The 23,143-nt window shown below is 67.7% G+C and carries 27 protein-coding genes; 4 read left to right on the forward strand and 23 right to left on the reverse strand.

Annotation, left to right across the window (positions count from 1 at the left end; all coding sequences use genetic code 11):
* Window positions 1-12: 12 nt before the first annotated feature.
* From ACN6PJ_RS27995 to ACN6PJ_RS28010, 4 genes are all read right to left on the reverse strand, one after another.
* The gene (locus ACN6PJ_RS27995; protein WP_427999009.1) at window positions 13-552 is read right to left on the reverse strand and encodes a DUF934 domain-containing protein; all 540 of its coding nucleotides are present in this window, start codon (window positions 550-552) and stop codon (window positions 13-15) included.
* Window positions 545-2,287 (reverse strand): nitrite/sulfite reductase, encoded by a 1,743-nt coding sequence (locus tag ACN6PJ_RS28000; RefSeq protein WP_427999010.1) that lies wholly within the window; start codon window positions 2,285-2,287, stop codon window positions 545-547. Before ACN6PJ_RS28000 ends, ACN6PJ_RS27995 begins: the two co-directional genes overlap by 8 nt.
* A 354-nt stretch (window positions 2,288-2,641) precedes the next feature.
* Window positions 2,642-2,833 carry a DUF2970 domain-containing protein gene (locus tag ACN6PJ_RS28005; RefSeq protein ID WP_427999011.1) on the reverse strand — a complete coding sequence of 64 codons (192 nt, stop codon included), beginning with the start codon at window positions 2,831-2,833 and terminating at the stop codon, window positions 2,642-2,644.
* Window positions 2,834-2,909: 76 nt separating this feature from the next.
* The gene (locus tag ACN6PJ_RS28010; protein WP_427999012.1) at window positions 2,910-3,845 is read right to left on the reverse strand and encodes a LysR family transcriptional regulator; all 936 of its coding nucleotides are present in this window, start codon (window positions 3,843-3,845) and stop codon (window positions 2,910-2,912) included.
* 255 nt (window positions 3,846-4,100) lie between these two features.
* Between ACN6PJ_RS28010 and ACN6PJ_RS28015 the strand changes: the two genes are divergently transcribed.
* Window positions 4,101-5,435 carry a DUF3100 domain-containing protein gene (locus ACN6PJ_RS28015; RefSeq protein WP_427999013.1) on the forward strand — a complete coding sequence of 445 codons (1,335 nt, stop codon included), beginning with the start codon at window positions 4,101-4,103 and terminating at the stop codon, window positions 5,433-5,435.
* A 76-nt stretch (window positions 5,436-5,511) separates the two neighbouring features.
* Here the strand turns inward: ACN6PJ_RS28015 and ACN6PJ_RS28020 are convergent, their stop codons facing one another.
* From ACN6PJ_RS28020 to ACN6PJ_RS28070, 11 genes are all read right to left on the reverse strand, one after another.
* Complete coding sequence (locus ACN6PJ_RS28020) at window positions 5,512-6,078, reverse strand: hypothetical protein (protein ID WP_427999014.1); 567 nt, start codon at window positions 6,076-6,078, stop codon at window positions 5,512-5,514.
* Between the two features lie 121 nt (window positions 6,079-6,199).
* Window positions 6,200-6,799, reverse strand: coding sequence for a glutathione S-transferase (locus ACN6PJ_RS28025; protein ID WP_427999015.1), 600 nt, complete (start codon window positions 6,797-6,799; stop codon window positions 6,200-6,202).
* A 24-nt stretch (window positions 6,800-6,823) separates the two neighbouring features.
* Window positions 6,824-8,533, reverse strand: a complete 1,710-nt coding sequence (locus ACN6PJ_RS28030) for an FAD-dependent oxidoreductase (protein ID WP_427999016.1) — start codon at window positions 8,531-8,533, stop codon at window positions 6,824-6,826.
* 5 nt (window positions 8,534-8,538) lie between these two features.
* Window positions 8,539-9,267, reverse strand: a complete 729-nt coding sequence (locus ACN6PJ_RS28035) for an SDR family NAD(P)-dependent oxidoreductase (RefSeq protein WP_427999017.1) — start codon at window positions 9,265-9,267, stop codon at window positions 8,539-8,541.
* A 9-nt stretch (window positions 9,268-9,276) separates the two neighbouring features.
* Window positions 9,277-10,029, reverse strand: a complete 753-nt coding sequence (locus ACN6PJ_RS28040) for an SDR family NAD(P)-dependent oxidoreductase (protein WP_427999018.1) — start codon at window positions 10,027-10,029, stop codon at window positions 9,277-9,279.
* Window positions 10,030-10,046: 17 nt separating this feature from the next.
* On the reverse strand, window positions 10,047-10,766 hold the full coding sequence (locus ACN6PJ_RS28045; RefSeq protein WP_427999019.1) for an ABC transporter ATP-binding protein: 720 nt from the start codon (window positions 10,764-10,766) through the stop codon (window positions 10,047-10,049).
* Window positions 10,759-11,523, reverse strand: coding sequence for an ABC transporter ATP-binding protein (locus ACN6PJ_RS28050; protein WP_427999020.1), 765 nt, complete (start codon window positions 11,521-11,523; stop codon window positions 10,759-10,761). The genes ACN6PJ_RS28045 and ACN6PJ_RS28050 overlap by 8 nt, the downstream gene beginning before the upstream one ends.
* Window positions 11,520-12,521 (reverse strand): branched-chain amino acid ABC transporter permease, encoded by a 1,002-nt coding sequence (locus tag ACN6PJ_RS28055; RefSeq protein WP_427999021.1) that lies wholly within the window; start codon window positions 12,519-12,521, stop codon window positions 11,520-11,522. Before ACN6PJ_RS28055 ends, ACN6PJ_RS28050 begins: the two co-directional genes overlap by 4 nt.
* Window positions 12,518-13,420 carry a branched-chain amino acid ABC transporter permease gene (locus ACN6PJ_RS28060; RefSeq protein ID WP_427999022.1) on the reverse strand — a complete coding sequence of 301 codons (903 nt, stop codon included), beginning with the start codon at window positions 13,418-13,420 and terminating at the stop codon, window positions 12,518-12,520. Before ACN6PJ_RS28060 ends, ACN6PJ_RS28055 begins: the two co-directional genes overlap by 4 nt.
* Window positions 13,421-13,487: 67 nt before the next feature.
* Window positions 13,488-14,702: an ABC transporter substrate-binding protein gene (locus tag ACN6PJ_RS28065; RefSeq protein WP_427999023.1), complete on the reverse strand. Its 1,215-nt coding sequence runs from the start codon at window positions 14,700-14,702 to the stop codon at window positions 13,488-13,490.
* A 79-nt stretch (window positions 14,703-14,781) separates the two neighbouring features.
* Complete coding sequence (locus tag ACN6PJ_RS28070) at window positions 14,782-15,576, reverse strand: SDR family NAD(P)-dependent oxidoreductase (RefSeq protein WP_427999024.1); 795 nt, start codon at window positions 15,574-15,576, stop codon at window positions 14,782-14,784.
* 204 nt (window positions 15,577-15,780) lie between these two features.
* Here ACN6PJ_RS28070 and ACN6PJ_RS28075 point away from each other — a divergent pair, with 204 nt between their 5' ends.
* A complete protein-coding gene (locus tag ACN6PJ_RS28075; protein WP_043546707.1) occupies window positions 15,781-16,458 on the forward strand; it encodes a GntR family transcriptional regulator in 678 nt (225 codons plus the stop codon).
* Between the two features lie 23 nt (window positions 16,459-16,481).
* Here ACN6PJ_RS28075 and ACN6PJ_RS28080 read toward each other — a convergent pair whose 3' ends face one another.
* Window positions 16,482-17,132 (reverse strand): carbonic anhydrase, encoded by a 651-nt coding sequence (locus tag ACN6PJ_RS28080; RefSeq protein ID WP_427999026.1) that lies wholly within the window; start codon window positions 17,130-17,132, stop codon window positions 16,482-16,484.
* A 228-nt stretch (window positions 17,133-17,360) separates the two neighbouring features.
* Here ACN6PJ_RS28080 and ACN6PJ_RS28085 point away from each other — a divergent pair, with 228 nt between their 5' ends.
* On the forward strand, window positions 17,361-18,587 hold the full coding sequence (locus ACN6PJ_RS28085) for an MFS transporter (RefSeq protein WP_427999027.1): 1,227 nt from the start codon (window positions 17,361-17,363) through the stop codon (window positions 18,585-18,587).
* On the opposite strand, the gene ACN6PJ_RS28090 is transcribed toward ACN6PJ_RS28085, so the two are convergent.
* Window positions 18,574-18,909: an FxLYD domain-containing protein gene (locus ACN6PJ_RS28090; protein WP_427999028.1), complete on the reverse strand. Its 336-nt coding sequence runs from the start codon at window positions 18,907-18,909 to the stop codon at window positions 18,574-18,576. The genes ACN6PJ_RS28085 and ACN6PJ_RS28090 overlap by 14 nt on opposite strands.
* A gap of 346 nt (window positions 18,910-19,255) precedes the next feature.
* Between ACN6PJ_RS28090 and ACN6PJ_RS28095 the strand changes: the two genes are divergently transcribed.
* Window positions 19,256-19,594 (forward strand): PsiF family protein, encoded by a 339-nt coding sequence (locus ACN6PJ_RS28095; protein WP_427999029.1) that lies wholly within the window; start codon window positions 19,256-19,258, stop codon window positions 19,592-19,594.
* Between the two features lie 3 nt (window positions 19,595-19,597).
* Here the strand turns inward: ACN6PJ_RS28095 and ACN6PJ_RS28100 are convergent, their stop codons facing one another.
* The 6 genes from ACN6PJ_RS28100 to ACN6PJ_RS28125 all read right to left on the reverse strand — a co-directional run.
* Window positions 19,598-20,638 (reverse strand): cyclase family protein, encoded by a 1,041-nt coding sequence (locus ACN6PJ_RS28100; protein ID WP_427999030.1) that lies wholly within the window; start codon window positions 20,636-20,638, stop codon window positions 19,598-19,600.
* 4 nt (window positions 20,639-20,642) lie between these two features.
* On the reverse strand, window positions 20,643-21,422 hold the full coding sequence (gene pcaD, locus ACN6PJ_RS28105; protein ID WP_427999031.1) for a 3-oxoadipate enol-lactonase: 780 nt from the start codon (window positions 21,420-21,422) through the stop codon (window positions 20,643-20,645).
* 53 nt (window positions 21,423-21,475) lie between these two features.
* The gene (locus ACN6PJ_RS28110; RefSeq protein ID WP_427999032.1) at window positions 21,476-21,772 is read right to left on the reverse strand and encodes a YciI family protein; all 297 of its coding nucleotides are present in this window, start codon (window positions 21,770-21,772) and stop codon (window positions 21,476-21,478) included.
* A 12-nt stretch (window positions 21,773-21,784) separates the two neighbouring features.
* Window positions 21,785-22,060: a muconolactone Delta-isomerase gene (gene catC, locus ACN6PJ_RS28115; protein ID WP_043546701.1), complete on the reverse strand. Its 276-nt coding sequence runs from the start codon at window positions 22,058-22,060 to the stop codon at window positions 21,785-21,787.
* Window positions 22,061-22,118: 58 nt separating this feature from the next.
* Complete coding sequence (locus ACN6PJ_RS28120) at window positions 22,119-22,763, reverse strand: 3-oxoacid CoA-transferase subunit B (RefSeq protein ID WP_043546700.1); 645 nt, start codon at window positions 22,761-22,763, stop codon at window positions 22,119-22,121.
* On the reverse strand, window positions 22,760-23,143 hold a 384-nt coding region (locus ACN6PJ_RS28125), incomplete at its 5' end, for a 3-oxoacid CoA-transferase subunit A (protein ID WP_427999033.1). The genes ACN6PJ_RS28125 and ACN6PJ_RS28120, both read right to left, overlap by 4 nt.

Below are 23,143 nucleotides of genomic sequence, written 5' to 3' on the forward strand. Positions count from 1 at the left end.
CCTTGCCGGACGCTACGCGGCCAGCGGCGCCCGGTACGTCTTCTGGTAATGGACCGTGAAGGTCTTGAAGGCGTCCAGGGCTTTGTGCGGGTCGTGGCCGGGCTTGACCAGGAAGCTGTCGAAGCCCACGCGAGCCTGGTAGTGGATGGTGTCGATCATCACGTCGCCGACCGCGCGCAGCTCGCCCTGCCACCGGTAGCGCGTGCGCAGCAGCTGCGCCAGCGAATAGCCGCGGCCGTCGGTGTAGACAGGGAAGTCCACGGCGATGAAGGCGATGCCGGCGGGATCGAGCGTGCCATCGGGTTCGGCCAGGTCGCGCAGATCGGCGTCGGGTTCCAGCAGCACCGCGACCGGATGGCGATGGCGGCGCAGGGCCGCGTGCGAGGTCTTCCAGGTGGAGAGCGGCACGACCCAGCCCGGCGCGTCGCCGGGCACCTGGCCTTCGGCGGCGACTTCGGGTTCGGGCGTGAAGAGGCGCGAGGTGTCGGCTTCCAGCCGTCCATTGCGGATCAGGTGCGGGCCGGGGGCGTCGTGAGCGTAGATATCAGGCATGGGCGGGCTCCGCGAGTTGCGCGGGTTTGGCGAAGGCAGGGTCCGAATAGACGTCCTGCTTGAAGGGTTCGATGCCGACGCGGTCCACCACGTCGATGAATCGCTCTTCCTCGCTGTCGCGCAGGCCCAGGTAGGTGCGGATCAGCCGGTCGACCACGCCCGCGACCTGGTCGCGCGCGAACGAGGGGCCGATGATGCGGCCGATCGCGGCGCCGCCGCCGCGCGTCGATTCGATATCGGGCAACGGCTTGGCCGCGCCGTTCTGGCGGCCGCCGATCGTGACCTGGTACCACTCCTCTCCCGCCTTGTCGACGCCGAGAATGCCGATATGGCCCACGTGGTGATGGCCGCAGGAATTGATGCAGCCCGAGATATTCAGGTCCAGTTCGCCGATCTCGAACAGATAGTCGAGATTGTCGAACTGGCGCTGGATCGCTTCGGCGACCGGAATGGAGACGGCGTTGGCCAGCGCGCAGAAGTCCCCGCCCGGACAGGCGATGATGTTGGTCAGCAGGCCGATGTTGGGCGTGGCCAGGTTGAGCGCTTCCAGTTTGGTCCAGAGTTCGTGCAGGCGCGCGCGGCGGACGTCGGCCAGGACCAGGTTCTGTTCGTGCGAGACGCGAAGTTCGCCGAAGCCGTAGTCGTCGGCCAGGTCGGCCACCGCGTCCATCTGGTCGGCCGTGACGTCGCCCGGGGGCACGCCGGTGGCCTTCAGCGACACGGTGACGGCGGCGTAGCCGGGCACCTTGTGCGGATGCACATTGGTGCGCAGCCAGCGGGCGAAGCGCGGGTCGGCGGCCGCCAGCGCGGCGGTATGGTCGGCGTCCTGCGCGGCGGCGGCGTCGTACTGCGGCCAGACGAAGCGGCCCTTGATCGTGTCGACGAACGCCTGGGTGATGGTGTCGGGGCCGCCCTTGATGAGCTGCCACTGTTCGTCGACCTGCTGCGCGTAGACCTCCGGCGTCAGGTCCTTCACGAGGATCTTGATGCGCGCCTTGTACTTGTTGTCGCGGCGGCCGTGCAGGTTGTAGACCCGCAGCGCGGCCTGCAGATAGGTCAGGAGGTCCTGCCATTCGACGAAGGGGTTGATCAGCTTGCCGACGATGGGCGTGCGGCCCAGGCCGCCGCCCACCCAGACGCGGAAACCCAGCTTGCCGTCGCGCTCGACCGCCTGCAGACCGATGTCGTGCACGCCGACGGCGGCGCGGTCCTGGACGGCGCCGCTGACGGCGATCTTGAATTTGCGCGGCAGGAAGGCGAATTCGGGATGCAGCGTGGACCACTGGCGGATGATCTCGCACCAGACCAGCGGATCGATGAGCTCGTCCGGCGCGACGCCGGCGAAATGGTCGGTGGTGGTGTTGCGGATGCAGTTGCCGCTGGTCTGGATGGCGTGCATCTGGACGGTGGCCAGTTCGGCGAGGATGTCCGGCACGTTTTCCAGCTTGGGCCAGTTGAACTGGATGTTCTGGCGCGTGCTGAAATGGCCGTAGCCGCGATCCCATTTGCGCGCGATGTGCGCCAGGGTGCGCAGCTGGCGCGACGCCAGCATGCCATACGGGATGGCCACGCGCAGCATGGGCGCGTGGCGCTGGATATACAAGCCGTTCTGCAGCCGCAGAACGCGGAATTCGTCTTCGGTCAGCTGGCCGTCGAGAAAGCGGCGGGTCTGGTCGGCGAACTGCGCCACGCGCTGCTCGACGAGCTGCTGGTCGACGGGGTCATACACGTACATGTCACTGCCCTTGAAGTCTTCTCGGTCCGGGCCCCTGCGGTCGCTTGGCGCCGCGCGCCAGGTAGGGGATTCATAACCGTAACAGGCAGCCGCCGCGACCGTCTAAGTCATTCTGGTAATAAGGTAATTAGGCCCCCACGCAGCACTCACTGCGCTCGCTTGCTGCCCCCCGACGGGGCTGGCCCGCCTTGGGGCGGCCCGGCGGCGGGCCGGCTATTTTTGCGGCGGTTGCTGACAACAAGCGATCTGTTGTGGAAACCGTTGCCCCGCTTTCGGGCGGCTGTTTTTGCGAAGCTTGGCGCCCAATTGGCGATTTGCCTCTTGAGCGCGCACCCGGCATCTGCTGCCTCCGCGCTACAACGCGGCGTTCACCGCCCAGCGGGCTGCCAAAACCAGGATGACCACCAGGCAAAGCGCCATCAGCAGCCCGGTCAGGATCAGCGGGGCCGGCTTGTTGTTGGCGATGTCGGCATCGTAGCCCTTGCCGCGCCGCACGCCGAAGAATCCCCACAGCACGGATTTGACCGTGCGCAAGAAACCGAGCATGTTTTTCCTCCTGGCGTCGTGGCGGTTGCGGGCACTGTAGGCCGGGGCGGGCCGGGAAAACAGATGCAGATCCGGTTTACTCGACCGTATCAGGCGGCGGCGCGGCGGGAGCGCCGATGCCGCGCACGATATGGTCGAGCAGTTCGCGCGCGGCGGGCGAGATATGGCGGCCGGCGCGGCTCAGCACCTGCAGGCTGCCCTGGTTGAGGATGGGATTGGCCAGCGGCAGGCTGGCCAGGCGCTGGGCGCGCATGTCGGCGGTGACCGCGATGGGCGGCGTCAGCGCATAGCCGATGCCCGCCGCGGCGAATTGCCACAGCGCCTTGAAGGACGAGGTGGTCAGCACGTTGCGCAACCGCACCTGCTCGCTGATCTCGGCGGCCTGGATATGCTGGCGCACGCCGAATCCTTCCTGCATCGACGCGCCGGGATAGTCGGCCAGGTCGGTCAGCAGCAGGGGGCGGCGCAGGCGGGTCAGCGGGTGGTCCTGACGGACGATGGCCCGGATCGGCTCGGGCCGCGCGTAATGGGTACGGAGGCGGGCGTCGTTGGGCGGCTGGAACACCAGCCCTATATAGGCGCGGTCGTCGACGATGCGCTGCACGATTTCCGAGGTGCGGGCCACGTCGATGTCCAGCGTGACCTCCGGATGGCTGCGCCAATAGCCGGGCAGCACCTGGTCGAACATCATCTCGACGAAGCCTTCGCCCAGCACCAGGTCGATGTGGCCCCGCTCGGCGTTGCGCAGGCTGTCGATCTCCGAAAAAAAGCTCTCCTGGATGTTTTGCTGGCGTTTGACGTAGCGGGCCAGGATGTGGCCCGCGTCGGTGGGGACCACGCCGCGGCCGCGCCGTTCGAACAGGGCCATGCCGCAATCGCGCTCCAGCGCGGCGATCGCCCGGCTGACGGCCGACGGGTCCATGTCCAGCACCTCGGCGGCGCCGCGCACGGAACCGCGGCTCATGACCTGCATGAAGTAATGCGTGCGTCGGGCGTCCAGTTTTTCGTCCATGGCGGGGGCTCCGTGACGGGACTGCGGCAGGAGATCCACACATGAGCCTGGGGTTTACCCTAGGTTCATGCCAGATCATGCAAAATTTTCCCTGGAAAGGCTTGTCTGTTGCATTTTACGCAACGCTAATGCGCCTGTCCTGTCATGGTTCGCTCGCCGGCCCCCCGGCGAAAATCGGCCTTCCGCGCGCGCTGCCGGCTTTCCGGCCCGCAATACGCCGCCACGACGACTATCCACGTTCATCAGGGGAATCCGATGTCTCACGCCAGCGCCAGTCTGGCCGCGCCTTCCATGCCGCTTTCCGGCCGCGTCCGCATGCTCGCCGCCATCCTGCTGGTGGTGATCATTTCCGAAGCGATCGGCAGCGTCACGTTTACGGTGGGGCCGGGCAAGATCATTCTGCAGCCTATGCTGTGGGCCATCTTCATCGGCGCCGTGGTGGCGGCGTTCGGCCAGCGCCTGCCCGCGGGCGTCGGGATCGACACCGCCATGCAGACCCGCATCAGCGGCTATCTGCAATACGCCCTGCTGCCGTTCCTGGCCAAACTGGGCCTGATGGTGGGCGGCGCCTTGCCGCAAGTGCGCGAAGCCGGCTGGGCCCTGGTGTTCCAGGAGTTCGGGCATTTCTTCGGCACCATGGCCATCGGCCTGCCGCTGGCGCTGCTGCTCGGCATCAAGCGCGAAGCCATCGGCGCCACTTTCTCGGTGGGCCGCGAGCCCAGCCTGGCCATCATCGGCGAGCGCTACGGCATGAATTCGCCGGAAGGCCGCGGCGTGATGGCCGAGTACATCACGGGCACCGTGATCGGCGCGCTGTTCGTGGCGCTGATGGCCGGGTTCATCACCAGCCTGAACATTTTCGATCCGCGATCGCTGGCCATGGGCGCCGGCGTGGGCTCGGGCAGCATGATGGCCGCTGGCGTGGGCGCTATCGCTTCGCAGCAGACGCCCGACGTCGCGCACCAGGTGGCCGCGCTGGCCGCAGCCGCCAACCTGCTGACTACGGTGGTGGGCGTGTACTTCACGCTCTTCATCTCGCTGCCGACGACCATCTTCCTTTACGGCAAGCTGGAGCCCGTGCTGGGCCGCTTCTCGCGCGGCAAGGCCGAGGCGGCCGTGGACAACAGCGTGTCGGAAGACGTGCCGGCCCATGGCGCCAAGCTCGGCTTCGGCGACCGCCTTACCGCCTACGTCGTATGCGGCCTGTTCGCGCTGGTGGGGAACCGCCTGGGCTATGGCGTGCCGTTCGCCGACGCCTTGCCGGGCATGGGCATCATCATCCTGCTGGTCGTCATCACCGATCTGGTGCTGCGCGTGGTGCCCAAGCTGCCGGCGGTGTTCGTGCTGTCGCTGATCGCCATGACGGCGGGCTGCCCCGGCGTGCTGCCGTACTCGGACCAGATCATCGCAATGGTCGGCAAGGTGAACTTCCTGCCGTTCACGACGGTGATCCTGGCCATGGCCGGCCTGTCGATCCTGAAGGATCTGCCGGCCTTCCGCAAGCTGGGCTGGAAGATCGTGGTGGTGTCGCTGGCGGCCAATGCCGGCACCTTCCTGGGCGCGACGATGATCGCGGAATTCTTCCACTGACGCGCCGCACCCGATGAAAAAGCCCCTGCGCAGGGGCTTTTTCATGCGCGTGTCCTGCCGGGCCCGCGGGCGGCGGTCAGGGCGTGAAGCCCGGCCGGTAGCGGGCGTTGTCGGTGGCGTTCTCGGTGGCGCCGATGTTGGCGACCTTGGGAATGCCCAGGCCGGCCGCCTTCACGGCCGCCGCGGCCTGCAATTCCACTTGAGGATTGCCCATGGCGACGCGGTAGGGCTGCAGCGGCGCCAGCCCCTCTATCGTGCCCCAGTCGTTCGCGCTGCGTGCGCCTTGCGCAGGCGTATCCGGTTGCGCGGCGTAGTCGGCAATGGCTCGGCGCATGCGCGTATCGGCATATTGGTTGCGCAGCGCGTCCGGATCCGGTTGCGGCGGGGCGGCATGCGCGGCGGCATCGCGGGCAATAACCGCGGGGGCGGCGACGCCGGCCGAGGCCGCGGGGGGAACATGGCCCGCGCGGGCCAGGCGCTGGGCCTCCCAGGCGGCGGGAACGCCGCGTCCGGCCAGGCGGGCAGCGGCGCTTCCCGAGGCCCGCTCCGCCTCCCAGGCGGGGCGGGTTTCGTCCAGCATCGGAACGCGCGCCGGATAGGGCGCGGCGACGCGGGCGATGGCGGAGACTGCGGCAATGTTCATGCGGGGCTCCCTGTCGGGTTTGGCCTGCGGACAGGCCGGTCCAGCGGGGTGACGAGTTCAATGTAACAGAGGAACCCCCACGCTGCGCGCGCTACGCGCGCTTGCTGCCCCCCGACGGGGCTCAGGGTTTGGTGGCCTGCATGGAGGGGCGCTGGCTGAATGTTTCGTACCAGGCCGCGGCGGCCGGGTGCGTCGCGCGCCAGTCCAGGTCGGGGAAGCGGAAGTCCAGGTAGCCCAGCGCGCAGCCGATGGTGATGGTGCCGATGTCCAGGCGGCCCGCCAGCGCGGTCGCGTTCTTCTCGATCAGGGCCAGGCCGTCGCGCACCTTGCCCAACTGGCCCTGGACCCAGTCGTCCCAGCGCAGTTCCTCTGGCCGCAGCACGGCTTCGTAGCGGGCCAGCAGCGCCGCGCCCAGCATGCCGTCGGCCATGGCCTGTTCGGTCAGCACCTGCCAGCGCGCCTTGCCGGCCGGAAAAAGCGCGCCGCCGCCCAGTTCGTTCAGGTATTCGCAGACGACGCGGCTGTCGAAAAGAACCTGGCCATCGTCGGTGATGAAGGTAGGCACCTGGCCCAGCGGATTGCTGGGGATGATGGTCTGGTCGCGGGCGACCGGGCCAGCCGCGCTGGGCAGCTTTTCGATGCGGTCGGTCAGGCCGAGCTCATGGGCGATGACCATGCATTTGCGGACGAAGGGCGAGGCGGGCGAGAAGAAGATTTTCATGGGGATCCTTGTCGGTGGAAAGCGTCAGTGTTGAGCATGGGCCAAGTGTTGTCCAGCCACCCAGCCGAAAGTCAGGGCCGGGCCCAGCGTGATGCCGGGGGCGGGATAGGCGCCGCCCATGACGGACTGCATGTCGTTGCCTGCGACGTAGAGGCCCGGGATCGGCGTGCCGCTGGCGTCCAGGGCCTGCGCGTTCGCGTTGGCCGCGACGCCGCAGGCGGTGCCGATGTCGCCGGCGTACACCTTGACGGCGTAGCAGGGGCCGTCGTCCGCGAGCGGCGCCAGGCAAGGGTTGGGCTGATGGTCCGGGTCGCCCAGGTAGCGGTTGTAGGCCGTGCCGCCCTTGCCGAAATCGGGATCCCGGCCCTGGGCCGCATGCGAGTTGTAGCGGCGCACCGTGGCCTGCAGGGCGTCGCCCGGCACGCCGAGCCGGTCCGCCAGCGCCGCCAGGGTGGGCGCCTGAATCAGATAACCCTGGTCGATCAGATGCTGCCGCGGCCGGCCGCCGGGCAGCGCCAGTCCCAGCCCCCAGGTGTCGATGAAGCGCTGGTCGCAGATCAGGAACGCCGGGACGCTGGGCACCGTCTCGTGGCTGCGGTACATGGCCTGCACGAACTCATGGTAGGAGGTCGATTCGTTGACGAAGCGTTCGCCGGCGCCGTTCACTGCGATGAGGCCGGGCTTGGCGCGGTCCCAGACCAGGTGCGGATAGCGCAGGCGCTGGCCGTCGCGGGACTCCAGGATCGAGACGGGCGCCCAGAACGCCGGACTGGCATAGCCCGAGCCCAGCGCGGCGCCTGCCTGCTCGGACAGGCGGATGCCGTCGCCCGTGTTGTCTTGCGGCGACATGGACCAGTCGCCGGTGGGCTGCGGATAGGCGCGGGCGCGGCGTTCCGCGTCCCAGGGAAAGCCGCCGGTGGCCATCACCACGCCCCGCCGGGCGCGGATGTTGAGCGCCTTGCCCGCCTGCGTGACGGCGGCGCCCGCCACGCGGCCGGAGGCGTCCCGGATCAGGCCCTGGACGGGGGTGTGGAGCCAGTACTCGACCCCGCGCGCGAGCAGGCCGTGGAAGAGCTGCGCGGCCAGGGCGTTGCCCAGCAGCAGCCGGGTGCCCCGGTGATAGCCGCGCGCCCGGTCGGCCGCGTAGCGCAGCACGAGCTTCATGCTGTGGCGCCAGGCGGAAAAGGACCGGGTGGCTCGCAGCAGGTGGCGCACGTCGGTGATGTTGACCATCATGCCGCCCAGCACGGTGAATTCTTTCAGGGGGTCTCGCAGGTCGCGGAAGCGGCGGCCCAGCTTGCGGCCGTCGAACTCCACCGGGTCCAGCGAGCGGCCGCCCATCGCGGCGCCGGGGCGGTCGGGATAGTAGTCCGGAGACGCGGTGCGCGCGGCCGCCTGCAGCAGGCCGCGGGATGCCAGGTAGTCCATCATGCGCGGGCCGGCGTCCAGATAGGCGCGCTTCATGTCGTCGGAAGCCGCGGCGCCGACAGTGTGTTCCAGGTAAGTCCAGACCTTGTCGAAGCTGTCGGGATGGCCTGCGGCCTCCGTCTGCGCGTTCAGGGGAATCCACAGCGCGCCGCCTGAAATCGCCGTCGAGCCGCCGATGCGGCCGGTTTTTTCGATCAGCAGCACGTCCAGTCCTTCCTCGTGCGCAGTCAGCGCCGCGGTCATGCCGCCCGCTCCCGCGCCGACGATCAGCGCGTCGACTTCCTTGTCCCACTTGATGCTGTCCATGCGGCTTATGCTCCCGATCCGCCCAGCGACTTGCCGCCGTCCACGAAGATGACCTGGCCGGTGATGAAGTCCATGTGCGGCGCGGCCAGGAAGGACACGGCATTGGCGACGTCGCCCGGCTGGCCCGCGCGGCCGGTGGGCTGCAGGGCCAGTTGCGCGGCCAGGCGCTCGGGCGTCAGGTTGCGCAGCAGCGGCGTGTCGATGAGCCCGGGGGCGATGGCGTTGACCAGGATTCCGCGCGGCGCCAGTTCCATGGCCGATGCGCGCGTATAGCCCACCAGCGCCGCTTTCGAGGCGACGTAATGGGGGTGATTCTTCGCGCCCAGATAGGCGCGCGATGCGATGTTCACGATCTTGGCGCCCGGCGCCATGCGCAGCGCGGCTTCCTGCGTGAGCGTCGCCACCGCCAGCAGGTTGATCTCGAAGGCGCGGCGGTAATCGCCGCTGTCGACGTCGAAGAATCTGCGTTCGTCGAACACGCCCGCGTTGTTGACCAGCGCGCTCAAGGCGCCAAGCTCGCGAACCAGCGCGCGCGTGGCCGCTTCGTCCGCCAGGTCGACGACGCGGTGCTCCACCGCCAGCCCCTGCAGCCGCAGCGCGCGCGATTCCCGTTCCGCCAGTTCCGCGTTGCGGTCCGCCATGACGACGCGGAAGCCGTCCTGCGCCAGGCGCTCGACGATAGCCAGCCCCATGCCGCTTGCGCCGCCGGTGACCAGTGCCGTACCCAGATCCATGGTCTCTCCTTATACGGCGAGGTAGCCGCCGTCCACGGGCAGCACCACGCCATTCACATAGCTGGCCAGGTCCGAGGCCAGGAAAAGCACGGGGCCGACGATTTCGTCGGCCCGGCCCGCGCGCGCCATGGGCGCCCGCTGCATGTACCAGTCGGTGCCGTGGGCCTGCGCGCGCTGGCCCGCGGTCATCTCGGTTTCCATCAAGCCCGGCGCCACCGCGTTCACACGCACGCCGTGAGGCGCCAGGTCGCGCGCCAGCACTTCCGTGAACGAGCGCACGCCGCCCTTGGACACTACGTAGCCCGCGGTGGAGATGCTGCAGCCATAGGCCACGATGGAGCACAGGTTGACGATGGCGCCCCGCGTGGCCTTGAGCTGTTCGACGAAGGCATGGGTGACGTTGAAAGTGCCCTGCAGGTTCACCTGCATGACGCGGTCCCAGATCTCGGGCGTGCGCGGATCGTCGAAAGGCGCGCGCGCGGAGATGCCCGCGTTGTTGACCAGCACATCCAGATTGCCGTGGCGCTCCGCGCATTCCGCGGCGAAGGCGCGCACCGCCTGCGCGTCGGTCACGTCCAGCACGGCGTCGCTGGCCCGGCCTCCCGCGGCGCGGATGGCCAGCGCGGAGCTGGCGGCCAGCGCCGCGTCCACGTCGGCAACGATGACCATGGCGCCCTGCCGGGCGAAGCCTTGCGCGATCGTGGCGCCCAGGCCGCGTCCGGCGCCCGTGACGAGGACCCGCTTGTCTTGCATCGGAATCATGGCTTTTCCTTGTGGCGCTAGGCGCCGAGATAGGCGCGCTGCACGCCTTCGTCGCTGGCGAGCGCGGAGGATTCCCCCTCCAGCGCGATCTCGCCGTTCTCCAGGATGTAGGCATAGCTGGATACCGACAGCGCCAGCTTCACGTTCTGCTCCACCAGGAGGATGGTGATGCCCTGTTCGCGGTTGAGCCGCAACACGATGTCGAAGATCTGTTCGACCACCAGCGGCGACAATCCCATCGAGGGTTCGTCCAGCAGGATCATCCGCGGACGGGCCATCATGGCGCGGCCCGTGGCCAGCATCTGCTGTTCGCCGCCCGAGAGCGTGGCGGCCCGTTGTTCGAAGCGTTCGCGCAGGCGGGGGAAGGTATCGCAGACCATGTCCAGGTCCTGCCTGACCGCAGCGCGGTCGTGGCGCAGGTATGCGCCCATTTCGAGATTCTCGCGCACGCTCATCTCGCGGAAGATCTCGCGGCCCTCCGGAACCTGGACGATGCCGCGGCCCACGACCGCGTCCGCCGGCAGGCGGTGGATGGCCTCGCCGGCGAAGCGGACGCTGCCCGCGGTAGCGGCGACGAGCCGCGAAACGACGTTCAGGGTGGTGGACTTGCCCGCGCCATTGGCGCCCAGCAGCGCGACGATCGCGCCTTGCGGAACCTTCAGCGATACGTCCTGCAGGGCGCGTATGTTGCCGTAGGCGGCAGATACCGCGTCGACTTCAAGCAGAATTTCAGCCACCGGCGGCTCCCTTGCCCAGATAGGCCTCGATCACGCGGGGATTGCTGCGCACCTCCGCGGGCGTGCCCTCGGCGATCTTTTCGCCGAAGGACATGACGGTGATGCGATCCGAGATCGACATCACCAATTGCATGACGTGCTCCACCAGCAGCACGGTTATGCCGTCTCGCTCGCACAGTTCCGTCAGCAGCCGGTCGAGCGTCTCGATTTCACGGTTGCGCAGGCCGGCCGCGGGCTCGTCCAGCAGCAACAGCTTGGGAGAAATGGCCAGCGCGCGCGCCAGTTCCAGCATTTTCTGGCGGCCGAAGTCCAGGCTGCATGCCGGGGTGTCCAGGAAGTCGGCCAGGCCCACGCGTTCCAGCAGGTGCTCGACGCGTTCGCGCGTTTCGGCCGCCGCCGGGCGCAGCAGCTTGCCCGGCGCGTCCGCGCCGTGGGCGTAGGTGCCGAGCAAGGCGTTTTCGCGCACGCTGAGCGCGCCGAAAAGTTCCAGGTTCTGGAAGGTGCGCGCCACGCCCAAGGCCGCCATTTCATGCGGCTTTTTCCTCGTGATGTCGGCGCCGTCGAAGCGGATGCTGCCGCTGCTCGGACGGTAGTAGCGCGAAATGCAGTTGAAGGTCGTGGACTTGCCGGCGCCGTTGGGCCCGATCAGCGCGTGGATGCGGCCGCGCTCCACCTGCATGGACAGGCCGTTGATGGCGGTAAGTCCGCCGAACTTCACGGTCAGCCCTTGGACGTCCAGATAGGGATGGGCGCTCATGCCGCGCTCCTTTGGGTCGGTTTGGCGGCGTCGGCGTCGGCGTCGGCGTCGCGGCGCGGCGTCGTGGGCGAGGGCGCGCGGCGCCGCCTGTCGCGGCCGGCGAACAGGCCTTTCGGCGCGAACATCATGAAGCCCATCAGGATGAAGCCGTAGATGATTTCCTGAAAAGACAGGGCCTGGCGCAGCAGCTCGGAGATCAGGCCGAAGCCGATCGCGCCGGCGATGGCGCCGCGCACGGAGCCGATGCCACCCACGACCACCATCGTGAGGATCAGGATGGTGGTCTGGAACCCGAGGCTCTCGGGGTGGATGAACGACGCGAAGGTCGTGTACATCCCGCCCGCGATGCCGGCATAGGCGGCGGAAATGGTGAAGGCCGTGCGCTTGATGGCGTTGATGTTCACGCCCATGGCCTGCGCCGCGACGTCGCTTTCCCGCACGGCCCGGAAGGCCGAGCCGAGCTGAGAGCGCGACAGGGCGATGGTCACGGCCAGCAGGAGCGCGGCGATCAGCACGACGAAGGGGTAGGCCTTGAGGTCCGACGCCAGCTCGTAGCCGAACAGCGTCGCGGGCGAGATCCGGAAGCCGTTCGATCCGTTGGTGACCGACTGCCAGTTCAGGAATACCCACTGCATCGCCTCGCCGAAGGCGAAGGTCGACAGGGCGAGGTAGATGTCGCGCATGCGCAGCGCCAGCGCGCCGATCAGATAGCCGAGCGCCGCGGCCAGCAGGCCGCCCGCGACGATGGAGAGGAAGAATGGCGGGTGCCACAGGTTGTTGATGAGGCCGGCCGTATAGATGCCCACGCCATAGAAGGCGGCGTGCGACAGCGCGAACTGGCCGGTTTCGCCGATGACCACGTGCAGGCCCAGCGCCAGCACCACGAACACCATCAGAAGGTTGACGACATAGATGACATAGCCGCTGGCCACGAAGGGCAGGACCACGAGAACGGCGGCCATCAGCGCCAGGAGAATGCGGTCGATCTTGTTGCTCATACTTTCTTCACCTGCAGTTTTCCGCCCAACAGGCCCTGGGGACGCAGCAGCAGCACCACCATGATGGCGACGAACGGCGCGACCACGATGGCGTTGGTCGAGATGAACAGCCCCACCAGGTTTTCGGCCACGCCGATCACGAATCCGCCCACCACGGCGCCGGGCAGGCTGGTGATGCCTCCCACGATGGCGGCTGCGTAGGCCAGGATGGCGATGTGGCCGATGTCCGGCGTGATGAGGATCTTGGGCGTGATGAGCAGCGCGGCCACGGCCGAGATCAGGCCGGACAGCGCCCACACCATCATGCGGATGCGGGCCAGGTTCACGCCGACCAGTCGGGCCGCCTTCGGATTCATGCCGACGGCTCGCATTGCGCGGCCGACGCGGGTATAGGTGAACATGAAGAACAGCAGCAGCATCACGCCTACTGCGACGGCGAAGATCACCATGTCCAGCCGGGTCAGCACCGCGTCGCCGATGATGACGGCGTCGGTGGGCGCCAGCGGCGGCAGCGAGCGCGGCGTGTCGCCCAGGCCGGTCTGGCGCACGATGCCCTTGAGCGCATAGGCCAGCCCCAGCGTGGCGATCACCATCTGCACGCCCACGCCCTTCGAGGCGATGACGCGTTCCATCACGACGCGCTGGAACAGCCCCGACACGATGGCGACCGCGATCAGCGTGATCGGAATGACGGCCAGGTACGGCCAGCCCATTACCAGCGTGAGGAACAGGGCGATGTAGCCGCCGACCATGAAGATCTCGCCCTGGGCGAAATTGGGCACGTCGGTGGTCTTGAAAATAATGACGACGGCGACGGCCAGCAGCGCGTACACGCTGCCCGTCACCAGTCCCGACAGCACCCCCTGCTGCAGGAACAACCAGATATCGGCAAAGCTCATGATGTTCTCCGGCCGCCCGCGCAGCGCTGCGCCGCTGCGCGGGCCCGGCCTGTTTCGGGCCGCGGTTCTACTTCTGGTATTGCCAGGTGCTCTTGAATGCGCCGGGCACCAGCGACATATTGGTGCCGTCGAACTTGATGTAGATGGCTGATTCCTGCGCGGCGCGGTCGCCGGGGCCGAATTCGATCGGGCCGGCCATCACCTCGGAGTCGAACTTCATCGTTTCCAGCGCCTGCAGCACCTTCTCGCGCGTGGGCTGGGGGCCGGCGGCCTTCAGGGCGTTCACCACCGCCATGGCGGGCGGCAGGCCATAGGGCATGTACGACTGCGGGTAGCCGGGCTTGGCGGCCAGGTCGGGATAGGACTGCTTATACATGTCGTACACCCAGGTCAGCTTGGGACCGCCCGGCAGGTCGGACAGCACATCCTGGATGTACACATTCCTGAACGCGTCCTTGTTGCCCACGTTCTCCACCAGCTGCTTCAGGTCGGCCGTGCCGTTGACCGCCAGCACGATGGGCTTGTTCCAGCCCAGTTCCTGCGCCTTCTTGATGATGAGCGCGGCGGGGCGGGCATACGTGGTGAGCAGCAGCACGTCGGGATTGGCCGCGCGGATCTTCAGCATCGGGGCGGTGACGTCGGTGATGTTCGGATTCACCGACTGCACTTGCAGCACCGGATCGCCGAGCTGCTTGGCCTGGGACTGCGCGGCCTCCAGGTTCCAGCCGCCGTAGGCGTCGTCGTGGTTGATGTAGCCGATCTTCTTGGCCTTCAGGTGTTCCGAGGCGAACTGCACCATCGAGCCGCCCACCGCATGCTGCGAGATAGAGAAGGCGCCATAGATGTACTTGGAAGGCGGATAGAGCGCGCCGTCGCCCGAGGCGTTGAGCATGACGAGCGGCACTTTTTCGCGTTCGATGTACTCGCGCGAGGCGACCACGGCGGCCGAGCAGGACCCGCCGTTGAGCAGGAATACCTTGTCCTGTTCATTCAGTTTCTTCACCGCGGCGACCAGGTCGTTGGCGTTGCAGCGGTCGTCCTCGATGACGAGCTCGATCTGCCTGCCGTTCACACCGCCTTCCTTGTTGACCTTGGCGTACCACATCTTGGCGGCGTTCACCACGTCGAAGCCATAGGCCATGCCGCTGCCCGACAGGGGCGCGAACATGCCGATCCTGATGGTCTTGTCGGTGACGCCCGGCTCCTGCTGCGCGTGCGCGCCTGTCGATAGGGCCCACGCGCACAGCGCGGCAGCCGTCGCGTAGCGACTACGTTGATTCATGCTTTGTCTCCCGTTTCTGGATGCGCGCCTGTATTGGTGCGGCGCTTTGCTGCGTAGGCGGGCGGGCCGCCGGAATTTCCTACTGCATGCGGTAGCCGCCGTTCACGTCGATCACGCTCCCGGTGATGTAGCCGGCCGCTTCGGAGGCCAGGAAGCGCACGGCCGCGGCCACGTCGTCAACGGTGCCGATGCGGCCCAGCGGAATCGCCTGGGCTGCTGCGGCGAGCGCGCCGCTGCTGGTGACCGTGCTGCGCAGCATGTCCGTGTCGATCAGGCCGGGCGCGATGCCGTTGACGGTGACGCCCAGGTGCGCGGATTCGCGCGCCATGGCCTTGGTCAGGCCCAGCACGGCGGACTTGGCGGCGATGTACGACGCGCTGGATCGATAGCCGCCGAGCTGCGCGGCCACCGACGTGAAGGTGATGATGCGGCCGTGGGCCACCGGCGCGGCTTCACGCCGTCGCAGATAGGCGCGTCCGCACAGAAAGACGCCGCGCGCGTTGACGGCGAAGCTGCGTTCCCAGATGTCCAGCGTGGTGTCCCTGATCAACGGGCGTTCGCCGTTCTCCTGGAACAGCAGCAGGCCGGCCGCGCTGACCACGACCGCGATCGGGCCATGCCGGGCCTCGATTTCGTCGAACGCGCGCTCGACCGAGGCCTCGTCGCTGACGTCGAAGGCATGGGCGGCGTGCGGAGCGCCAAGCGCGTCCGCTACGCGGCCGGCGCGCCCGGCATCCACGTCCGAAACCACGACGCGGAAGCCGGCCAGCGCCAGTTCCCGGCAGACGGTGGCGCCGATGCCGCCGCCGCCGCCGGTCACCAGGGCGAGACGGGGGAGCGCGCCGGATCCGGCGGGCGTGGATACATTGGACATGCTGCCTCCTCGGTGGCGCGCCGCAAGCCTGGGGGTGGCAGGGCCGCTATCGCTAATTTTTTGCGATTATGTATACATGAGTTGCGGCTAGGTATAGGGGCTTACCCTGAACGTCGTTTGATTTAGGGCAATGGTCCTAGGGAAAGCGAGAGGATGGGCGCTTGACAAGGTCGCGCAAGTATTCTTCATGTATACAATGAAGACATGGATACGCTATCTCAACACGTTACCGATACGCTGCGGGACTGGGTGCTGCATGGCAAGTTCAACCCTGGCGCCCGTCTTGAAGAAATCCCGCTGGCCGAGAAGCTGGGCGTGTCGCGCACGCCGGTGCGCGCGGCGCTGGCGACGCTGGGCAACGAAGGTTTGCTCGAGCATCTGCCCAAGCGCGGATACACGGTCCGCGCCTATGACATCGGGGAAATCGTTGCCGCGTACGAGGTGCGCGCCGCGCTGGAGGGGCTGGCCTGCCGGCAGGCCGCCTTGCGCGGGCTATCGCATGATGCGGTGGCGGTGTTGAAGAATTGCCTGGACGACGGGGACCGGATCCTGGCGAAGGGAGAGTTGCTGCCCGAAGACCATCTGCCCTACCAGAAGGTGAACATCACGCTGCACAACGGCATCCTGGAGGCGGCGGGCAATCCGTGGGTGAAGCGCTTCGCCACGCAGGCGCAGGCCATCCCCTACGCGTCGGACCGCATCATCCTGTGGGAGGACCACGGGATCATCCTGCGCTCGCACGACGACCATCACCGCATCGTCAGCGCGATCATCGCGCGCGACGGCGCGCGCGCCGAAGACCTGATGCGCGAGCACGTCTACTACGCGGGCATCATTCTGAAGAACAATTACGAAAGGCTGGCGCAGGCCTACCGGGTATGAGGCCCGCACCTGGCCGGCCGCACCTAGCTGACGATGCCGGTTTCCAGGCAGGGATTGAATTCGCCGGTCTTGGGGTCGCGCAGGAACAGGACGCCGGTGGCCACGCCGAAATACGTGCCGTGCAGCTCCAGCTCGCCCTTCTGCACGCGGCGGCGGATGGACGGGAACGTCATCAGGTTGTTCAGGCTGTGCTCCACCGTCGCCAGCTCGAGGCGCTTCAGATTGGCCTGGCGATCGCCGGTGGCGGGGCCCAGGCGCTCGGCCACGGGTTCGATCTGCGACATCCACTTGCCGATGAAATCGCCCTTGGAGAGGGGCTTGGCGTCGTCGAAGAAGGAGCGGATGCCGCCGCAGGAGGCGTGGCCCAGCACGACGATGTGCTTGACGTTCAGGCCGTTGACCGCGAATTCGATGGCGGCGCTGGTGCCGTGGTAGGAGGATTCGGAATCGGGATCACAGGGCGGGACCAGGTTCGCGACGTTGCGGATCACGAACATTTCGCCGGGGCCGGCATCGAAGATGACCTCGGGCGAGACACGGGAGTCGCAGCATCCGATGATCAGGATTTCCGGGCTTTGCCCCAGTTCGGCCAGTTTCTGGTATCGGCTGCTTTCCGCGTGGAAGCGGCCTTGCAGGAATGATTGGTAGCCTTCAGAGAGTCTTTTTGGAAACATGATCTTTTCTTCCTCGTAGCGGAGCCAGGCATGCTGGCGCGCCGACACACGCAACAAGGGGCTTCGTTTGGAAGCCCCTTTTCATCGAGTCGACACGCGGAATTTTCCCATACTTGGCCCGGTGTTCCCCGGGCTAGACCCTGAGGCGGTGAGGGTTTTTGGCATGGGCGGGGCGGGCGATACGCTATATATGATAATGATTATCATTATTTATATGGCGGGCCTCCCATGAATATCGACTCCGACGATCCGGTGCGGGCGCCGGGTGCTTTCAGCATGAAACCGCTGATGTTCGAGACCTTCGCGTGCACGTTGGCGATGATGTCCTTCGTGGCGCTGATCGGGCCGATATCGCGGATGCTGGGGCTGGCGCCGTGGCAGGCGGGCCTGGCGGTGACGGTGGGCGGCGCCGCGTGGGCATTGTTCGCCCGCCGCTGGGGCGCCGCCAGCGACAGGCTGGGCCGCCGCCGCATCATTCTGCAGGGTCTCGGGGGCTTCGTGGTGTCCTATGCGGCCCTGTGCGCTTTCGTGATCGTTGCCCTGCGCCATCCGCCGCCGGTCTGGCTGGCCTTCGCGGGCGTGGTGCTGTTGCGCGGCGTGGCCGGAGGCTTCTATGCGGCGGTGCCGGCCACGGGAGCCGCGTTGATCGCCGATCACGTGCCGAGGGAGCGGCGGGCGGGCGCCTTGGCGACGCTGGGAGCCGCCAGCGGCATCGGCATGGTCGCCGGGCCGGGCGTGGCGGGAACGCTTGCCGTCCACAGCCTGGCGCTGCCGCTTCTCGTGACGGCGCTGCTGCCCCTGATATCCCTGGGGGTCTTGTGGCGCTGGCTGCCGCGCGCCGAGCATCACGCCGCGCCGGATGCGGCCGGCCTCAAGGCCGGCGATGCGCGCCTGCGCCGCCCCTTGCTGGTGGCCTTCGTGGCCATGTTCAGCGTTACCGTCGCGCAGGTGGTGGTGGGCTTCTTCGCGCTGGACCGGCTGCATCTGGATGCGGCGGCCGCGGCGCGCGCCGCCGGCATCGCCTTGACGGTGGTCGGCGTGGCGCTGATCCTGGCCCAGTTGCTGGTCCGCCGGCTGGGCTGGACGCCGGAGCGGCTGATCCGCATCGGATGCGCCGTCTCCGCCGTCGGCTTCGGTTCGGTCCTGTTCGCGGCGGGGCAACCATCGCTGTGGGCCGGCTACTTCGTCGCGGCGGCGGGCATGGGGTGGGTGTTCCCCTCCGTGACCGCGCTGGCCGCCAATTCCGTGAATGCGAACGAGCAGGGCGCCACGGCCGGCGCCGTCGCGGCGGCGCATGGGCTGGGCATGATCGCCGGGCCGCTAGCCGGCACGCTGGTCTATGACGCCGATCCGGGCGCGCCCTATGCGCTGATTGCCGTGCTGTTGGCGCTGGCGGCGTTGTGGCCGGCCCGCGCCAAGGGGGAAACGCCTCTTTCCGCCGCTATCGGGCGTTGACGTCGAGCGCCGTGACCCGGGTGAACCGCAGGGGCGTCACCGCCCGGATCTGCTTGATCTGGCCTGGCGCCAGCGGGCCGGATACGTCGTCGCGCACGCGGCCGATTTCCCGGCCCTGCTCGTCATACAGCACGAAGGTCAGCAGCACGCTATTGATGGGGCGGGCGGACTGGTTGGCAAGCAGCCCGGTGATGGCCGACACGTTCTGATTGACGTCCCGCACGGCCTGGACGTTGCCCAGCGTGACGCCATAGACCGGGCCTTGCGCGCTGGCGGCGCAAGACAGGCCGGCGAGCAGGGCGAAAGCAAGAACGGATTTCATGGCGGTCTCCCGTGTAGGCAGGCCTGCCTATCTCACCCCTTTCCGGACGCCGGCACAACGGGTCAAACGGATGAATGGGTAACAGCTTGCATGCCTTGGCCGCAAATTTACCGCCGAATGCGGCGCGGACATCGGAATATCGCGGAATCGCGGACTTCCCGGGCGCGGCCGCGGCGTTCGCGCCGCCGCTTCAGCGCGGCGTAAGCCTTGGCGATTCTTGACTTTCGGGGATCTTGCGCGGGCGTCCGGTTTGTTCGATGATGACCGGGCCGGCGATTTGGCCGGCGGATCGTGCGGCCCGCCATTGCGCCAGACTCCAGGCGCGCGGACGCCCAAGGGAGGAACCATGCTTTCCCGTACCAGCCAGTTGGCTTCTGCCATCCTGTTGTCCGCCTGCTTCGCCGGGGCAGCTTTAGCCCAGACCCCCGCCGCCACGCCCGCTCCCGCCAAGACGCCCACGCCGCAACAGCAGCGCATGGCCGACTGCAACAAGTCCGCGGAAGGCAAGAAGGGCGATGAGCGCAAGGCCTACATGAGCAGTTGCCTGAAGGGCGAGGCCGCGGCGCCGGCCAAACAGCTGACGCCGCAGCAGCAGAAGATGAAGGACTGCAACGCGAAGGCCGGCGAGCAGAAGCTGACCGGCGACAAGCGCAAGACCTTCATGAGCACCTGCCTGAAGGGCTAGGGCCTACACCGTCGCGACCGGTGTCACGGGCGAGCCGATGGCATGCGGCAGGCGCAGCGGAGGCGCCGTCAGCATGAAGTGGTGGCGGCCATTGGCGTGCAGCCAATCGGCCAGGTCCTTCAGGTACCACAGTTCGGCCAGGGGCAGGCCCAGCTTGAACAGGCAATGGTGGTGCAGGGGAAGCATGGCGCGCAGGCCGCTTTTCTCGCGCGCCGGGTAGGCCTCCACCGCGTAGTTGTCGGCGCAGATGGCGGCAATGCCGCTATCGGTGATCCATTGCAGCAGCGCGGCGTCGGTGCCGTCCAGCGCCGCGCCGTAGCGGTGCAGCACCTCGGCGTCGGGCTTGCCGTTCATGGCGACGACCGCTTCCGCGTAGCCGGTGCGCAGCACCAGCATATCGCCGGGCTCGACGCTAATGCCGTCCGTCTCCAGCACGTGCATCAGTTCCGCATGGCCGATCAGCGTGCGGCCGGGGCCGTAGTGGCGGAACAGGTCCACCAGCACGCCGCGTCCCTGCATGCCTTTCTGGGCCAGGTTCTCCACGCCCAGCTTGAGCGCCGCGGACGGGCCCCCGCTGTTGCAGCCGCAGCCGGTATGGTCGCCGTCGGCCGGCCCCACGATGTCCACGCCGGCCTGGAAGCCGTTGTAGTAGCGCAGCTCGGCGCGGCCGTCGCCGTCGGCATCGAACAGCGCGCCCACGTGCGCAAGCGCATCCCATTGGGTGGAGTACTGCATGGACAGCAGCACCTGGTCGTCGCTCAGTACGTCCACTGCGTCCGGATTGACGTTGCGCAGCGGGAAATTCAGGTAGGGCGTGTCCGCGAGGCGGGTGGGGCTCAGCTGCGGCGGATGGCGGCGCGGGTTGAGCACGTTGCCGCCGGGCAGGTCCAGCGGCAGGGACAGGCAGAAGGTCTTGCCGGCGCGGATTTCGCGGGCTCCCTTCAGGACCTGTTCTTCCGTGATGAGATTCAGGCGGCCGAGTTGGTCGTCGGGCCCGAAGTCGCCCCAGTTGGAGCCTTCGGGCCGGTGTTTCCAGCGCTGCATGCGATCACTCCGTCAGGAAGTCGACGACCGCGCGGGTGAAGGCTTCCGGTTGCTCCCAGTTCGAGATGTGGGAGGTATTCAATTCCAGATAGCGGCCGCCGGGGATGGCGTTCGCCAGCTCGCGGCCCTGCGCGGGCGTGGCCGCGAGATCGTGCGTGCTGCTGATGACCAGCGTGGGCGCCGTGATGGAGGCCACCTGCTCGCGGAAATCGGCGTCGCGCAGCGCGGCGCAATTGCCCGAGTAACCGGCGTCCGGCGTGCGGCGCAGCATGTCGATCAGCACCTGGGTCAGGCCCGGCTCCGCGGCGCGGTAGCCATCGGTGAGCCAGCGCTCGACGAGCGTGGGCGCCATGTTTTCCAGCTTTTGCTCGGCCACCGCGGCGATGCGCGCGCTCCAGCCTTCGGCCGATCCGATCCGCGCGGCGGTGTTGCACAGGATCAGCTTGCCCACGAGTTCGGGGCGCGCCAGCGCCAGCCACAAGCCGGTGGGGCCGCCCATCGACAGGCCGCAGAAGTGCGCGCGTTCGATGTTCAGGTGCGCGAGCAGCTCCGCGACGTCGTTGCCCAGCTGCTCGAAACTGTATTCGCCTTCGGGAACCGACGATTTGCCATGGCCGCGGGTGTCGTAGCGCAGTACGCGGAAATGCTTGCTCAGTTCGGGAATCTGGCGGGCCCACATATCGGAGCAGGTGCCCAGCGAATTGGAGAGCACGAGCACCGGCGCGTCGGCGGGGCCATCGATGACGTAATACAGCCGTGCCTGGCTGAGATCGGCGTAAGACATTGGGGAATTCCTAGGGGATAAGGCAACGGCCGTCCGGGGCGGCCGTGTCGGCATTACAGGTGGCAGGTGCCGTCGACGTAGGCTTTGCGCCAGCGCGTGATGGTCACGCGGTCGAACAGATCGGCCTTGGAGAACGGGTCGGCGTCGATGAACTGCTGCGCGGCTTCGCGCGTGTCCAGGTCAACGATGTACAGGCCGCCGCCGGCGTCCTTGCCGTCATCCTGCAGCTTGGCGCCGCAGGCCAGCAGCAGGCCCTTGTTGGCATCCAGGAACGCCAGGTGGGCGGCGCGGTGCCGCTGGCGGACTTCCTGGTGGTCGGGCTTGTCGAAGGTCTCGATGATGTACGGCATGGACGGCTCCTGTCAGATCGCGGAGGGATGGCGCGCCAGCGCCGTGACGTTGATATCCATATACGGGAACAGCGGCAGCGAGGACAGCAGCGTGTGCAGCTCGTCATTGCTTTCCACGTCGAAGATGCTGACGTTGGCGTAGCGGCCGGCCACGCGCCAGAGGTTTTTCCACTTGCCGTCGCGCTGCAGTTGCTGCGCCAGGGCCTTTTCGTCGGCCTTCAGCTTGTCGGCGCGGTCGGCGGGCATGTCGACGGGAAGATTGACCTGCATTTGAACCATGAACAACATGATGGACTCTCCTTGATGCCGCCCAGGCACGCGCCCGGACGGCGTATCGGCAAAAAACTCAGCGGGAAAATTTCAGCGGCAGGCCGGTGAGGCGCAGCAGCTCGTCGGCCGTGGTGTCGCCGAACATATCGATGACGGTGACCCCGTCGGCGCGGATGTCGAACACGGCGACGTCCGTATACACGCGCGAGACGCAGCGCACGCCGGTCAACGGGTAGGTGCAGGCCTCGACCAGCTTGCTCTGGCCTTCGCGGGTCTGCAGTTCCATCATCACGAACACGTCCTTTGCGCCGATGGCCAGGTCCATCGCGCCGCCCACGGCGGGGATGGCGTCGGGCGCGCCCGTGTGCCAGTTGGCCAGGTCGCCGTGCTGCGACACTTGAAAGGCGCCCAGCACGCAGATGTCCAGGTGGCCGCCGCGCATCATGGCGAACGAATCGGCGTGATGGAAGAACGAGCAGCCTGGCAGCTCGGTCACGGGCTGCTTGCCGGCATTGATCAGGTCATAGTCCTCCTGGCCCTTGGCCGGCGCGGGACCCATGCCCAGCATGCCGTTCTCGGTGTGGAGGATGACTTCGCGGTCGGCGGGCAGGTGGTTGGCGACGAGCGTGGGCAGGCCGATGCCGAGGTTCACGTAGGCGCCTTCGGGAATGTCCTGCGCGACGCGGGCGGCGATCTGGTCGCGGGTGAGTTTGGTGCTCATTGCTGCTCCTTGGCGGCCGGTTGGGCGTCGATCTGCACGACGCGCTTCACGAAGATGCCGGGGGTCACGACGGTTTCGGGGTCCAGTTCGCCCAGTTCGACCACTTCGCGCACCTGGGCCACGGCCACGCGCGCGGCGCTGGCCATGATGGGACCGAAGTTGCGGGCCGTCTTGCGGTAGACCAGGTTGCCCCAGCGGTCGCCGCGCTCGGCCTTGATGAGCGCGTAATCGGCGTGCAGCGGGTACTCCAGCACGTATTGGCGGCCGTTGATTTCGCGGGTTTCCTTGCCATCGGCCAGCGGCGTGCCGTAGCCGGTGGGCGAGAAGAACGCGCCGATGCCGGCGCCGGCGGCGCGGATGCGCTCGGCCAGGTTGCCCTG

Source organism: Achromobacter sp. (genome assembly GCF_050285585.1).
Lineage (GTDB): Bacteria > Pseudomonadota > Gammaproteobacteria > Burkholderiales > Burkholderiaceae_B > Achromobacter.

Excerpts from the sequence above, each read along its gene's own strand:
- catC (WP_043546701.1), bottom strand. The coding sequence starts at position 22,060 with ATGTTGTTCATGGTTCAAATGCAGGTCAATCTTCCCGTCGACATGCCC.
- ACN6PJ_RS28035 (WP_427999017.1), bottom strand. The coding sequence starts at position 9,267 with ATGGATCTGGGTACGGCACTGGTCACCGGCGGCGCAAGCGGCATGGGG.
- ACN6PJ_RS28025 (WP_427999015.1), bottom strand. The coding sequence starts at position 6,799 with ATGAAAATCTTCTTCTCGCCCGCCTCGCCCTTCGTCCGCAAATGCATG.
- ACN6PJ_RS28055 (WP_427999021.1), bottom strand. The coding sequence starts at position 12,521 with ATGAGCAACAAGATCGACCGCATTCTCCTGGCGCTGATGGCCGCCGTT.
- ACN6PJ_RS28050 (WP_427999020.1), bottom strand. The coding sequence starts at position 11,523 with ATGAGCGCCCATCCCTATCTGGACGTCCAAGGGCTGACCGTGAAGTTC.
- ACN6PJ_RS28070 (WP_427999024.1), bottom strand. The coding sequence starts at position 15,576 with ATGTCCAATGTATCCACGCCCGCCGGATCCGGCGCGCTCCCCCGTCTC.
- ACN6PJ_RS28060 (WP_427999022.1), bottom strand. The coding sequence starts at position 13,420 with ATGAGCTTTGCCGATATCTGGTTGTTCCTGCAGCAGGGGGTGCTGTCG.
- pcaD (WP_427999031.1), bottom strand. The coding sequence starts at position 21,422 with ATGTCTTACGCCGATCTCAGCCAGGCACGGCTGTATTACGTCATCGAT.
- ACN6PJ_RS28095 (WP_427999029.1), top strand. The coding sequence starts at position 19,256 with ATGCTTTCCCGTACCAGCCAGTTGGCTTCTGCCATCCTGTTGTCCGCC.
- ACN6PJ_RS28100 (WP_427999030.1), bottom strand. The coding sequence starts at position 20,638 with ATGCAGCGCTGGAAACACCGGCCCGAAGGCTCCAACTGGGGCGACTTC.
- ACN6PJ_RS28110 (WP_427999032.1), bottom strand. The coding sequence starts at position 21,772 with ATGCCGTACATCATCGAGACCTTCGACAAGCCCGACCACCAGGAAGTC.
- ACN6PJ_RS28005 (WP_427999011.1), bottom strand. The coding sequence starts at position 2,833 with ATGCTCGGTTTCTTGCGCACGGTCAAATCCGTGCTGTGGGGATTCTTC.
- ACN6PJ_RS28010 (WP_427999012.1), bottom strand. The coding sequence starts at position 3,845 with ATGGACGAAAAACTGGACGCCCGACGCACGCATTACTTCATGCAGGTC.
- ACN6PJ_RS28065 (WP_427999023.1), bottom strand. The coding sequence starts at position 14,702 with ATGAATCAACGTAGTCGCTACGCGACGGCTGCCGCGCTGTGCGCGTGG.
- ACN6PJ_RS28030 (WP_427999016.1), bottom strand. The coding sequence starts at position 8,533 with ATGGACAGCATCAAGTGGGACAAGGAAGTCGACGCGCTGATCGTCGGC.
- ACN6PJ_RS28085 (WP_427999027.1), top strand. The coding sequence starts at position 17,361 with ATGAATATCGACTCCGACGATCCGGTGCGGGCGCCGGGTGCTTTCAGC.
- ACN6PJ_RS28120 (WP_043546700.1), bottom strand. The coding sequence starts at position 22,763 with ATGAGCACCAAACTCACCCGCGACCAGATCGCCGCCCGCGTCGCGCAG.
- ACN6PJ_RS28080 (WP_427999026.1), bottom strand. The coding sequence starts at position 17,132 with ATGTTTCCAAAAAGACTCTCTGAAGGCTACCAATCATTCCTGCAAGGC.
- ACN6PJ_RS28015 (WP_427999013.1), top strand. The coding sequence starts at position 4,101 with ATGTCTCACGCCAGCGCCAGTCTGGCCGCGCCTTCCATGCCGCTTTCC.
- ACN6PJ_RS28020 (WP_427999014.1), bottom strand. The coding sequence starts at position 6,078 with ATGAACATTGCCGCAGTCTCCGCCATCGCCCGCGTCGCCGCGCCCTAT.
- ACN6PJ_RS28075 (WP_043546707.1), top strand. The coding sequence starts at position 15,781 with ATGGATACGCTATCTCAACACGTTACCGATACGCTGCGGGACTGGGTG.
- ACN6PJ_RS28040 (WP_427999018.1), bottom strand. The coding sequence starts at position 10,029 with ATGATTCCGATGCAAGACAAGCGGGTCCTCGTCACGGGCGCCGGACGC.
- ACN6PJ_RS27995 (WP_427999009.1), bottom strand. The coding sequence starts at position 552 with ATGCCTGATATCTACGCTCACGACGCCCCCGGCCCGCACCTGATCCGC.
- ACN6PJ_RS28000 (WP_427999010.1), bottom strand. The coding sequence starts at position 2,287 with ATGTACGTGTATGACCCCGTCGACCAGCAGCTCGTCGAGCAGCGCGTG.
- ACN6PJ_RS28090 (WP_427999028.1), bottom strand. The coding sequence starts at position 18,909 with ATGAAATCCGTTCTTGCTTTCGCCCTGCTCGCCGGCCTGTCTTGCGCC.